A 12,601-nucleotide genomic window follows, 5' to 3' on the forward strand; every position below is an offset into this window, starting at 1 on the left:
CCTAAAGGCTTGCTCAAGGAGGCTCAAGTCACGCCCCATGGAAAGCGAAGTACCTGGAATGGAAAATCAACATTCTTTTTTACAGAGCCTTATTTTTAAAGGATTATTCATAGAATTAGACTACACTCTTTAGACCCAAATCACTCCCCTCTTATTAATAAAGACTTCATAACAATAATTAGTCTACAATCACGTTTTAGGTTAAATGGCCATATAATACATAATCATAAAAAGAACAAAGGGTGTACAGTCATGCCTGCTTATGTTGGAGTAATAAATATTGTCAGTATCGGTAGTAGCGGTGTAGTTAACGTGGGTGACGCATATAATATAACACCTAAAAGTAATGCCCAGACGTATGCCGGTGCTGGTTCGTTTAATACAGGTGATAATGTAACTGTTTATAACAATAGAAGTATTTCGAACGTATATGATCAAGATCAAGTGGATCAGCCAATGGTTGGCAACATGTAAAGGAGGGTGTCGTTTGAATATATATATACATCAAACAATTATTATTAATCAACTAAAAACTGGTGGGATTGTAAACTCATCTGTTTTTCAAATTGGTACAACAGGAAATATAAATGCAAAAACGATAACGAATAATACTGGAGATTATTTAGAAGCAGCACCACCACTTACTGAACCAGGTCAAATTGTTCAAACTTCGCAAATGCCTTAATTTTATTCCTGTAGCAAATTGAAAGCGAGGGAATTCTATGAATCAACTAGAACTAAGACAGTCTCAAATTGAGCAATTAGTATATGAGCAGTCCCAAATAATTGAACAACTAAAAAATAGAATTGCTCAACTTGAAGCTACTGTTACTGAACTTTCTCAAAGACCTGAGACAAAAATTGATAAAATTGAATATAAATTCGACCAATTAAAAGTAGAAAATTTAAATGGTACATTAACAATTGGCCTAAATCCGCTTCAAGCTCCAACTTTCGATGATCTAACAGTAGAAAACCAACAAATTGATATCAAACCTGACAATAATATGAAAGCATTGAAATCGTATATAGTTGATCGTATTGATTTCCATTTAAAGGAAGAGGCATTAGAAACAATTCTCCAATTAGAAACAGAACTTAGAGTAGTTGTTGATGATTACTATCGACAAATGATGATTGATGATATACGGAATCAAATGGACATTCGGATTCCATACTATATTGACTTATATAAAAATAAACCTAACTTCGCTGAAAATCCGCTCCAATATTCCGAAGAAGTCGTTTTACACATGTTAAGAGATATTCGAACTGCTTATAGTGCCTTTTTACAAAACTTACCACATAATATTGGAAAGGAGAATAAAGGATGAATTTAAATGTAACAAATTGCAATTTACAAGTAGAAGATATCAAGTTTACAGCTATTTCATCTTCTTCATTATTTTTGATTGGTGATGCACATAACATTTCACTATCTTCTATATTTGACACGCCACCAGAATCGTTAATTATAGGACCATTTGTACCTTTATCTATAAGCTAATGTTTAAAATTGATCCAAGATTCCGTTTAGCTGCTGTTGAAAAATATGATGTCAATACCGTACTTTTTTCAAGTATTCTACAGTTTGGAGACGTCTGTTCAATAAATGCAGAGTCGAATGCTCTTGCATTACAAGAGGAAGGTAACATGTTTGCAGATCCAAATAAAGATATTTTTGAAATTTATCCTATATATAAAGTAATTCCAAAACATCTTCCATATGTACCAAATGTAAAATTAAATCGAGTGAATCTTAACCCTACAATACAAGTTGGTTCAATTAATTATAATGGTATCAGTTCAGCGAGTGCCTCTGTAATTGGATCAGTTCATAGTGCTTCCATGATAGCTCGTGTCCATCAAATACGACATTTTTTAACAGCTCCTTCATTACAATATCAGACTCCCGGTATCAGTCATGCTCAGCCTACTTTTTCACAAATTATGCAGCCAATGATGTCACAATCAATGCAACCTGTTCAAACAGACGTACATGTTCAACCTACTGTTCCAGTTCATCCAGTAGTACCTGCTCAGACAGTAATACCAGCTGCACCTGTTGTACCATCCGTGCCATCTATACCTGCAGTACCTGCACGAAATAATGAGCCAACAAAAATAAAAGTAACAGATTAAGAAAGGAGAATAAATCATGCCAACATTTCTTGGTGCAATTGTAATTCAAAACAATGAAGGAAATATAAATACGGGAGATCTTAATAATATCTCTCCAAAAACTCAAACAAAATCATATTTCGGATCAGGTTCAGGTAATACTGGATTTATCCCAGCAACAATTAGTGGTGCAAGTGCTACTAATACATTAGATGCTGATTTAGTAGATCAAAATGAAGTTGCAACATTATAATTTGTAAAAAAGAAAAGCGATGCTATTTGCATCGCTTATTTCTATATCTCTACAGTATGACCACCATCGAAAAAGTAAAGGTATTTAGCCTTAATCTGTTTATCCATTCCTGCTTCGATTGCCTTTGAATAAAGATCGAGTTGGATACCGTATCGTTTAATTGCTTCTTTCTTCAAGGCTTCACTCGTTTCAAATGCCCCAGTTCGGTCAGTCTTATAATCAATTAATATTACTTCGTCTCCATCAATTAAAAGTAAATCAATGATTCCCTGGATTAATACAATTTCCTCTTCATCTTCCCACTCTTTATAAATTTCATTTGTTGAAACACCATAACTAAAAGGTACTTCACGTAGCTTTTGATGAGAGTTTTTCACTAATTGACCAAGCTCCGACATACAAAAACCAAAGATTTCCAGGCTATTAACAGCTTCACCTTGCTCTTGTGTAATCAATTCTTTTAAGACCATACTATTTATTTGCCCAATGATTTCTTCATGGGTTGAAACAAATTGATAATCTAAATTTTGCATGACAGCATGAGTAGCTGTTCCTTTTTCGGCCTGGTTCATATTTTGTTCTGACATAAATTTCGGTCTTTCTAGTGGAAAACCTTTTGTTTTAGTCGCTGTAAAACTCTGATTATACGGGTCTTCTTCTTGCATTTTTCTTTTTAATTCCGTAACAGATTGCTTTGGCCGATTTAGAGTTGATTGTCTATAATTATATTGCCAGTTTAATTGATACTCAATTTTTTCTTGTAGCTCATCATTCTTAATTTGAATTGGTTGCTTTAATTGAAAAGCTTGATATACTTCCGCTTTACTATTTTCTACTTCCTCAATTTCCAACGATTGGATTGTAGAAGCATCCACAATTGAATAATTCCAGCGACAAGGATAAAACTGAATTTCATTTTTCGTATGCCATAGCTCATCTTCGAGTCTAATTCCATTACTAGAATCGTGACGAATAATTGAAGGACCAATCCAATCAAGATAACTTTTAGCACCACTTATCACATTTAATGGTAAAAGCCAATCCTTATGGTTTTCGACTTCCTTCCAGCTTTCGATAATCTTTTGTGCATCATTTACCTTTCCTACAAGGATCAACTTTTCTCTTGCTCGAGTTAATGCAACATAAAGAATACGTAACTCCTCTGAAATTAGCTCCTCTTGCTCCTTACGCTTGATCGTTTCCTTTAGAAGGGTAGAATTAGTCGTACGATACGTTGGATGAACATAATTCATTCCAAGTCCTAATTCCTTTTGTAAAATGAATTTCGCCCTTAAATCCTGCATATTAAATTGCTTAGATGTGTTTACGACAAACACGACAGGAAACTCTAACCCTTTACTTTTATGAATTGTCATCATTTGAACGACATTTTCTTGATCACTTAAAATACGGACCTCATCTAGCTTTTCTTCTCTTTCTTGCATTCGATCTAAAAATCTTAAAAATTGAAATAGACTTCTATAATTAGATTCTTCTAATGCTTTAGCGCGATCAAATATCGTAATTAAATTAGCTTGTCTTTGTTTACCCCCTGGTAATCCTCCAACAAAGTCATAATATGTAGACTCCTTTAAAACCTTCCAAATAAAGATTGAAAGTGTCTCCCTTTTTACAAGTCTCTTCCATTCCTTGATCTGTGCAAAGAAATTTACTAATTTAATTGAAAGTTGCTTATGACGGTTTTCGTAATCGTTTAAATAAGCTTGACAAGCATCATAGAAAGATCCCTTTTTATGATTAAGTCTGATCATTGTTAATTCAGTTTCTGTAAGCCCAACAATTGGAGATCGCAGAACAGATGCAAGTGGAATATCTTGAATCGTATTATCGATTAGCTTTAATAAATTTAAAAAGACAGCCACTTCAATTGTTTGAAATAAATCCTTTGATTTTTCAGCATATAATGGTATACCTAGCGCTTTACATTCTTCAATATATAAATCCGCATTCGATAATGAACGTCCTAATATAGCAATATCATTGTACTTTACAGGTCTCATTTCCCCAGTCTTATCCGTAACTAAATATTCGCTTTCTACTATATCCTTGATTCTTTTTGCTACATATCTAGCTTCTATTTGTTCAAGCTTTTCACAGGTGAGATCATCATCTTCTTGCTCGCTGTATTCAGGCTCATCTTCTTCATTTGAATTCGTTAATAAGATTAATTCAGCAGCGCATTCCGAGTATTCAGGATAGCTCGCACCTAGCTTTAACATCGCATCTTCATCATACTCAATCCCACCAATTTCTCTTCCCATGATCTGTTGAAAGATAAAATTAGTTGCATCTAATACTTCTGCTCTACTTCTAAAGTTTTTAGATAAATCAATCCTCAAGCCTGTTCTTTCATTTTTCTCTTTTTCATATAAATTGTATTTATTAATAAATAACTGCGGTTCTGCTAATCGAAACCGATATATAGATTGTTTGACATCCCCAACCATAAAGAGATTACCAGTAGCACCAGAACCCTTTGTTATTAATCTTAAAATCGATTCTTGAACATAGTTCGTATCTTGGTATTCATCTACTAATACTTCACTAAACTTTTCTTGGTAAACTCTTGCAACGGATGAAGGCAATAATAAATCCTTTTCGTCTTTTTCTTTTAGGATTTCAAGTGCATAATGTTCTAAATCATTGAAGTCTAAAATTCCATTTTCTAATTTTGCTTGTTTAAATAAAATGATAAAACGATTAACAAGTTCAATAAGCTTTTCAACTAATGGCTTTAATTCACTTATTTGTCTTAATTGATAGTCTATATTTCGACTAAAATACTTATCTTTTAGATCGTCAATTTTCTTTTTAACATCTTTACGGAAATTTGCTACTAATTCCTTTTTCTTTTGATCTCCTTCTGTCTTTTTAATCGTAGGCAATCGGTTAAATACTATTTTTTGTAGACCAATATTAATTTCTTCCCAAGATTTTTCCGAAGCATGAAATAAACATTCTAATTGGTCAAATTCTTCTTTAAACACGTCAATATACTTTATCGGCCCATCAGGACTTTCTATTAAATCTAATGATTGTTTATAAGCACTTATACAAGCAATTAAGTCATCCTGAATAAACTTCTTAAGCTCTTGAATAAAAGGAATTTCATCTACGGATTTATCTGTTACATCATATTGATTGATGAATGCATTTAAAAACTCACTTGGATTTGGGTTAGAAGTTGCATGACGATACAGCTTTAATATTAATTTTGGTAAATCATTATCATCACGATCACTAGTATAGCGATCCACTAAATCAAAAAAGACTAAATTAGATTCATCACTATATTCTGACTCCATCAATTCTTCTAGCACTTCATCCATAAGTAATTGAATTTCAATTTCCTCAGCTGTACGGAAATTTGGATCTAATTCAACCATATAGTAGTTTGATCGAATGACTTCTGTACAAAAAGAGTGAATTGTAGAAATCGAAGCTTTATTTAATAAAGACGCTTGTTTTCGTAAATGATCAGATTCAGGATTATTTACAAGTTGTTTCTCTAATGCAATGCCAATTCTTTCTTTCATTTCCTGGGCACTTGCTTTTGTAAATGTAACGACGAGTAATTCATCAACATTAATTGGATTTTCATCACGAATAATCTTTTGAATAATTCGTTCAACGAGGACAGCTGTCTTTCCAGAACCAGCAGCAGCGGCAACAAGAATATCTGACCCTTCGAAATCAATCGCCTTTTGCTGGTCTACTGTCCATTTTGTTTTACTTGCGTTATTTTCTTCTTTACTCATCTTTATTCACCACCTCTAACATTTTCTGTAATGCCTCGCTATCTTCTAAAGGAGGTAGAATTCGATATTCATTTCCTTTTACATTCGCATCAAATTGACACACTGATTGGAACGAGCAATAAGTACACGGAATTTTATCCTTTTGCTGATAAGGATTAGCTTCTACATAGCCGTTGTATATTTGCTTACCCGCTTCAGTAAATTTTTGCTTTATATAATTTGTCATCATCGGGTATTGTTCAGGTTTTACTGTTTTTGAATATTTTGCCATGTACTCACCAGTTTTTTTGAGCCTAATTGGTACAATCTTTGAAGTACTACCATCTTCAATTAATGCTTCATCCATTAACGAATTACTTTCACGATCTTCTAATAGCAATCCATTCATTTTAAACTTTTTAAAGATTTCGTCCTGAATTTCATCAAGTTCGATATTATTTTTAACTTTAACAATCGGATTTTGAACATGGAAATAAAGAATACCAGCTGGGTCCGCAGGTTTTCCAAGTAATGTAGTGGAATTTGCTACAGCGATGTCTAAATAAGTAAGTAATTGTAAAGCAAGCCCATAATAAACATCAGATAATTTTAATTCCTTTTTTGTTGATTTATAATCCAAAATTCGTAAGTAATCTCCCTTTTCACTCGAAGCTTTATCAATTCGGTCTATTCGGCCATTTAATACCATTCTTCTCTTCTCATCAATCGGAAGTTCATAAGATTTTAATTCTTTTCCAATACCAAAAGGTACTTCTAATGCAATCGGAACGAATTTCCCTGCTTGCTCTTGTTGACTCAAAATTGTGGATACTTTTGCAATAACATCCTTCATTTTTTTCTTTAAAAACATATATCGATTGGTGCTTAATAAAATTTCACGTTGAAACATAGGCGAGATTTCATCTACTACTCTTGCTGCTAATTCATCACACTCTGCGTTCGTTAAACTACTCCAGCTTTTTTTTGTCTGCAATAGATTTTCTCCAATTATGGTTAAAGCACTATGGAATAACTGACCCATATCAAATGATTCAAATTTATAGATTTCACGCTCTTGTAACTTAAGACCATATCGTGCAAAATGAGCGTATGCACATTGATGAAAAAGTTCTATTCTTGATACCGAACCGCTCAATTCTTCCCCATATAATTCAGTACTTAATTCTTCCCCTAGATCTTTAGCCACATTGTTATACATTACACTACTTATTACTTTATATAGAGTATCGTTTGAATCAGAATCTTCTCGTAAGACATTATAAAGCGTCCACCATAACTCCATATTTGATTCTGTTTCACTAGTCGACCAAACGTGTAGTTGAGACACTAAATTAGTTAATGCTGTTGCATTATTTGTAATAGATGCTAGCTGTTCAAGGGGCGAACTAAATGTTAAATCTCCGCCTTCAAATCTTTGCTGTATATTCGGAAATATTAATTTTATCCTCTGGATGAGACTTGAAGGAGCAAGCATTTTACCATCTTCACTAGCTAATGGATAACTAATTATTAATTCATGACTAGCTCGATTAATTCCAGTATAGATGTTAAAATTTTCTACAAATAATTGATGCTTACTTGTTGGAGCTACTTCTACACCAAACGATTGTAAAAACTCTCTTGCAGCATCACCTAATAAACCATCTTCATTCGCTTTCCTCGGTATAACACCTTCATTTACACCAATGATATAAGCACACTTTACATTTTGTAATCTTGAATGATCAAAATCAGCTATGTTTACTTGATCTAATGATGCAGGAACATTCGCAAACTGAAGAGATTGAAAACCGGTTTGAAGAATTTCAAAAAATGTTTTGCGTGACATTTTTTCCGAACCGATTAATTCAACACATTCATCTAAAAGCTTGATAAATCCTTTCCAAACTTGTTCATGATCTTTGCTTTCAATTAAGTTAGATCGATTTTCAGCATCATCTTTTAATCGCTGAAGTTTCCTAAAAATATCTAGTGATTCAACAAATTCATACAATGCTACGCACATTTCTCTTACATTTTTTGCCTGCTTTAGATTATTTTGAAATGTAAGAATTGGTTTTACTAGTAAATCTTTTACTGAATTTATTAATGCCTCGAATTCCAGCTCTTCATTTGTTATCCCTCGATCAATTCCATCAGTAGAGCGATACTTACGATATTTCCACGGCTCATCAATCGTCCACTTTTTCCCTTGCTTTCCGTAAGCTATACAATAATTCTCAAATAACTCGAGTTGTTCCCGATTCTTATCGCTTTTACTTTCAAATGGATAAACTAATTCTGTTTTATATGCATTGAAAACTGATTCATATCGCCAATTTTTTTGAATAATATCAAAAGTAGCTTGTAAAAACGTAAACAGCGGATGCGTTAACATCGCACGCTTTTCTTCTATGAAAATTGGTATTTGGTACGCATGAAAAATAGTAGAAATTAAGTGTGAATATGAATCTCCATTTCTTAAGAATATTGCCATATCACGATATCGATACCCTTGATCACGTACCTTATTGATAATATCTTTCGCAATCGCATTTACCTCAGCTCTACGATTAGACGCTGAAATAATCTTAATTCCCTCTGATTCAAATAGAGGCTTCACTGGCCTACTATCAAAATTCGTTTCAAAATACTTTAAATCATTCGTTTGATTTCTTTCATTGTTTTTACAAACAACTGGTTGATCAATTGATTGCTTTGTATTTAAAGCAATCTCCTTAATCTGTTGATATAAAAGGGCTGGCTTGTAAAATAAATTTAACTCATGTGGTAAAAAATCGTCATATGGACGATCGATTGTTAGCGAGAAGTTTACCTCACTACAATATTTCATTAACTCCTCCACCACTTGACGCTCTTGAGGTGCCAAATCATAATAACCATCAATATAAATAATACTTTCTTTTATATAATCACTTTTAGGTAATTCTTCAATTAACATATTTAAATAATCTTCCGAATCAAGGTATTTATCTGCCATATAAGTATTAAAAGCATCAAATACGATTTGTATGTCATTGATCTTTTGTTGAATAAAAGTATGATCCGATGAAGAATTTTGCTCCATTTGTAAAATAGCTGCAGATAATTCATCTGATGTAACTTGAAATCCTTTAAACTCAGCAATAAGAGATGTTAATTCCTTATAAAATCCTTGCCGATCTGCTACATGATGGAACACTTTCAACTCTTCTTTTCTTTCCTCAATAATCTTTCGAAGAATCATAGAAATTCCAATTTCGCCAATATGTATCCGACTAATTCCACCTGTTTCTTGTAATACCTTCCATGCTAATCGAGTAAAACTAAAAACTTGAGAATTAATGATTGCTTTCTTTTTCTGTCTTTTGACCAAATCATATTCCATCTGGAAAGTCATTTGATCAGGTACAATAAAGATGATATTTTTTGTTTCTTGCTTTAATCTATTTGTAATTTCATTTAAAATATAATGCGTTTTTCCACTTCCTGCACGTCCTAATATAAATTGAAACGACATTAAATCTCTCCTTAATGTATTTGAATTAATGGGCGGTTTTTTTACTAAAAAAGTTGAATCTTTTTCTTAATCTAATCGTTTCTCTGGAAAAATCTCCTTAAAAACACAATCAATTGTTTAAATGTGTAGTTAATAAGAAAAGCCCCCATAAGGAGCTTATTTGTTAAAATTCGTATTCAAGTTTGAAAGTGGCCAATAAAGTAGGTCAACCTTCCCTACAATTTTATCAATTTTTACAAATCCAAACAAACGACTATCATAACTTTTTGGTCGATTATCCCCTTCAACAAAAATATAGCCCGGTGGAACCTTCGTTTTACCAGTCACTTCGTTTAAATTAAAGTCACTAGTAAAAGCGGCTCCTTTTAAAGAACTCTTATAATCATTTAAATAAGGTTCTTCCCACTTTTTATTGTTAATATAAAGTTGATCATCTTTATATTCAATTGAATCTCCTGGTAAACCAATCACACGCTTTACGTAATCTTCTTGCTTATTTGCATGGAATACGATTACATCAAATCGATTGATATCACCTATTTGGTATCCAAATTTATTTATTACAAGTAAGTTACCATCTTTTAAAGTCGGCATCATCGATTCGCCATCTACTACATATGTAGAAAAGAAAAACGTCCGAACAATAAAAGCAATTGCGATTCCTATAATGATCGCTTTTCCCCAATCAAATACTTCTTTTTTTAGCATAAAGTAACTCTCTCCCTTTTGAGTAATAACGCTTTATTGCTCATCAGATGATTGAGTTGTACCTTTTTTCTCTGGTGTGTTTTCTTTGATGTCCATACGTTTCTCAATCACTTTTCCAACAATCCATAATACAAAAATAAAAATCCCTATGTATAATGCTTTAATTGGATTATGAAACACTGAAGTTAAATCTTTACCTAAATAACTAATCAACGCAATCATTGTAAACTTCCCAAGCACTAATGCGATGACAAATTGCGAAATTTTAATACGCGATAATCCAGCTACAATGTTTATTAAAAAAGATGGTGAAAATGGAAAAGCAAACATAATAAAAATTGGACCAAATCCTCTTTTCTCAATCCACCCAATTGATGATTCTACTTTTTTATGCTTACTTACAAATGAAAAAAATCGTTTCTGACCAAATTTTCTAACAATATAGAATAGTAAAATGGAACCTAGGCAAGAACCAATCCAAGAATACAAAAAACCTAATAATGGACCAAATGCCGCTGCATTAGCAAATATAAAAACGACCAGAGGTAAAATTGGGCAAATCGCTTCAATAAAAGGGATTGATATTCCAACTAATGGACCATAATCTTTGTACTGTTGAATAAGATGTAAAAAATGTTCCTCTGTAAAAAAAGCCTTTATGTCAAAAACGTTCATTTAAATATGAATCTCCCTTAAACCGTATTTCTAAATAGATACCCTTACTGTTAACATTATCACATATAACTATTTATTCAATAATAATAAATGATTCTTACCATTATTTTTTGTCATAATTTGCCTAAGTATTTTTTTACTAAATTGTTCCTAATGATGCTTAATAACTTTCTAATAAACTATTTTTAAAGAAAATAAAAAACTACTTTACTAGTTGTAAAGTAATCAAAAAAATTACTCATTCATTTACTATTTTTTTGGTTTAGTTTAGCTCCATCACGTTCTTAGAATTCTATGTTCACTTGTTCGAGCCAATAAAGGTAGTGTTTAAAGATAACCTTATTATCGAAACACTTTTTTCCTGTGATTACGGTAAAAAATAATGAAATTATATATGTAATATCTATAATCTTTAACGTGGGAACAGAAGGTGCTGATATACACCCAGCAATTAAAAAAGTTGCACCAAATGCTAAAATTATTACAAAGACATTTGCAGATGGATTCCATCAAACGAATTTAGAAAGTATTCTAACTGAATTAGGTGCAACAGAATTATTAATTTGTGGTATGACGACACAAAACTGTGTAACCCATACAGCAATATCAAAATCAGCTGAGAAATACGATGTGAAGATTCTGCCAGATTGCTGTACAACAGTTAATGAAATGATTCACTTAATTGCATTACGTGCTGTTTCAACACGTGTAAGATTCGTTCCATCAACGGAAGAAATCTAATTGTAAAGTAAGTATCCTTCAGAAATGATATCTTCTATTTCTATCCTATTTTTGTATTACAAATGACCTCATATACTACAACAACATTTTTTAATCTTATCTAACTAATGCATTGCGATATTGCATTGCCATAGACTACTTAGGTAGTCTTTTTTTGTTTTGTTTACTGGTGGTAAGTTCAAAAAAGTAGAAGGACTATCTAAGAATTTAATTTAATATATATATTTAATTCTTAAAAATATGAGGTGGATTAAATGAATATTAGAAAGGCTAATCTAAAAGATGCAAAAGGTATAGCTAAGGTACACGTTGATAGTTGGAGAACGACTTATAGAAATATACTACCAGATAATTTTTTGCAAAGTTTATCCTATGATCAAAGAACTGAATCCTGGAAGCAGAATTTTTCTGATGAAAGTAATTATATTTACGTAGCAGAAAATAACGATGGAGATATTATTGGATTTGGAACTTGTGGAAAAAGAGAAACAAATAAAGTCAACAATTCTGGCGATTTAACGTCTATTTATCTACTCGAAGAATTTCAAGGAAAAGGTATTGGGAAGGAATTAATGAAACAACTTTTTAAACAATTTGAAAAGCTGGATTTTAATAAGGTGTTTGTCGAAGTATTAGAAGACAATAAAACTCGTTTTTTCTATGAGTATTATGGTGCTGAATTATTAAAAACAGAAAAGATAAAAATTGCAGGTGTTGTATTAAATCTCCTTACTTATGAATGGAATGACATAAAAGGTGTAGTTTCTAAGATTTGAAGTTAAATTTTCTTATAGAACTAAGGCATGTATTAGTCCAATAAGTTAA

General features: G+C 32.1%; 12 protein-coding genes. 8 read left to right on the forward strand and 4 right to left on the reverse strand.

Features of this window, described 5'->3' with window-relative positions; all coding sequences use genetic code 11:
• Positions 1–252: 252 nt before the first annotated feature.
• Genes COC46_RS10310 through COC46_RS10335 form a run of 6 tightly spaced genes read left to right on the forward strand, consistent with a single transcriptional unit; the run spans position 253 to position 2,374 of the window.
• Complete coding sequence (locus COC46_RS10310; protein WP_098809629.1) at positions 253–474, forward strand: spore germination protein; 222 nt, start codon at positions 253–255, stop codon at positions 472–474.
• Positions 475–487: 13 nt separating this feature from the next.
• Entirely contained in the window at positions 488–685 is a 198-nt protein-coding gene (locus tag COC46_RS10315) for a spore germination protein GerPB (RefSeq protein ID WP_098809630.1), read from the forward strand.
• A 37-nt stretch (positions 686–722) separates the two neighbouring features.
• A complete protein-coding gene (gene gerPC, locus COC46_RS10320; RefSeq protein WP_098809631.1) occupies positions 723–1,334 on the forward strand; it encodes a spore germination protein GerPC in 612 nt (203 codons plus the stop codon).
• Positions 1,331–1,507, forward strand: a complete 177-nt coding sequence (locus COC46_RS10325) for a spore gernimation protein GerPD (RefSeq protein WP_098809632.1) — start codon at positions 1,331–1,333, stop codon at positions 1,505–1,507. The genes gerPC and COC46_RS10325 overlap by 4 nt, the downstream gene beginning before the upstream one ends.
• Positions 1,507–2,142: a spore germination protein GerPE gene (locus tag COC46_RS10330; RefSeq protein ID WP_098809633.1), complete on the forward strand. Its 636-nt coding sequence runs from the start codon at positions 1,507–1,509 to the stop codon at positions 2,140–2,142. Before COC46_RS10325 ends, COC46_RS10330 begins: the two co-directional genes overlap by 1 nt.
• Before the next feature lie 16 nt (positions 2,143–2,158).
• Complete coding sequence (locus COC46_RS10335; RefSeq protein WP_098809634.1) at positions 2,159–2,374, forward strand: spore germination protein; 216 nt, start codon at positions 2,159–2,161, stop codon at positions 2,372–2,374.
• Positions 2,375–2,415: 41 nt separating this feature from the next.
• Here COC46_RS10335 and addA read toward each other — a convergent pair whose 3' ends face one another.
• From addA to COC46_RS10355, 4 genes are all read right to left on the reverse strand, one after another.
• Positions 2,416–6,153 carry a helicase-exonuclease AddAB subunit AddA gene (gene addA, locus COC46_RS10340; protein WP_098809635.1) on the reverse strand — a complete coding sequence of 1,246 codons (3,738 nt, stop codon included), beginning with the start codon at positions 6,151–6,153 and terminating at the stop codon, positions 2,416–2,418.
• Entirely contained in the window at positions 6,146–9,652 is a 3,507-nt protein-coding gene (addB, locus tag COC46_RS10345; RefSeq protein WP_098809636.1) for a helicase-exonuclease AddAB subunit AddB, read from the reverse strand. The genes addA and addB overlap by 8 nt, the downstream gene beginning before the upstream one ends.
• 156 nt (positions 9,653–9,808) lie before the next feature.
• On the reverse strand, positions 9,809–10,360 hold the full coding sequence (gene lepB, locus COC46_RS10350; protein WP_098809637.1) for a signal peptidase I: 552 nt from the start codon (positions 10,358–10,360) through the stop codon (positions 9,809–9,811).
• A gap of 33 nt (positions 10,361–10,393) precedes the next feature.
• The gene (locus COC46_RS10355; RefSeq protein WP_098809638.1) at positions 10,394–11,035 is read right to left on the reverse strand and encodes a TVP38/TMEM64 family protein; all 642 of its coding nucleotides are present in this window, start codon (positions 11,033–11,035) and stop codon (positions 10,394–10,396) included.
• A 417-nt stretch (positions 11,036–11,452) separates the two neighbouring features.
• On the opposite strand from COC46_RS10355, the gene COC46_RS10360 reads away from it, so the two are divergent.
• Together COC46_RS10360 and COC46_RS10365 are read left to right on the forward strand one after the other, a co-directional pair.
• Positions 11,453–11,776 (forward strand): isochorismatase family protein, encoded by a 324-nt coding sequence (locus COC46_RS10360; RefSeq protein ID WP_218012458.1) that lies wholly within the window; start codon positions 11,453–11,455, stop codon positions 11,774–11,776.
• Between the two features lie 254 nt (positions 11,777–12,030).
• Positions 12,031–12,552, forward strand: coding sequence for a GNAT family N-acetyltransferase (locus tag COC46_RS10365; RefSeq protein ID WP_098809640.1), 522 nt, complete (start codon positions 12,031–12,033; stop codon positions 12,550–12,552).
• The last annotated feature ends 49 nt before the right edge of the window (positions 12,553–12,601 follow it).

Source organism: Bacillus sp. AFS041924, assembly GCF_002577195.1.
GTDB lineage: Bacteria > Bacillota > Bacilli > Bacillales > Bacillaceae_G > Gottfriedia.

What these genes read in the sequence shown, in the direction of transcription:
- COC46_RS10325 (WP_098809632.1), top strand. Translation starts at nt 1,331, where the DNA reads ATGAATTTAAATGTAACAAATTGCAATTTACAAGTAGAAGATATCAAG.
- COC46_RS10365 (WP_098809640.1), top strand. Translation starts at nt 12,031, where the DNA reads ATGAATATTAGAAAGGCTAATCTAAAAGATGCAAAAGGTATAGCTAAG.
- COC46_RS10355 (WP_098809638.1), bottom strand. Translation starts at nt 11,035, where the DNA reads ATGAACGTTTTTGACATAAAGGCTTTTTTTACAGAGGAACATTTTTTA.
- gerPC (WP_098809631.1), top strand. Translation starts at nt 723, where the DNA reads ATGAATCAACTAGAACTAAGACAGTCTCAAATTGAGCAATTAGTATAT.
- addB (WP_098809636.1), bottom strand. Translation starts at nt 9,652, where the DNA reads ATGTCGTTTCAATTTATATTAGGACGTGCAGGAAGTGGAAAAACGCAT.
- COC46_RS10330 (WP_098809633.1), top strand. Translation starts at nt 1,507, where the DNA reads ATGTTTAAAATTGATCCAAGATTCCGTTTAGCTGCTGTTGAAAAATAT.
- COC46_RS10335 (WP_098809634.1), top strand. Translation starts at nt 2,159, where the DNA reads ATGCCAACATTTCTTGGTGCAATTGTAATTCAAAACAATGAAGGAAAT.
- COC46_RS10310 (WP_098809629.1), top strand. Translation starts at nt 253, where the DNA reads ATGCCTGCTTATGTTGGAGTAATAAATATTGTCAGTATCGGTAGTAGC.
- addA (WP_098809635.1), bottom strand. Translation starts at nt 6,153, where the DNA reads ATGAGTAAAGAAGAAAATAACGCAAGTAAAACAAAATGGACAGTAGAC.
- lepB (WP_098809637.1), bottom strand. Translation starts at nt 10,360, where the DNA reads ATGCTAAAAAAAGAAGTATTTGATTGGGGAAAAGCGATCATTATAGGA.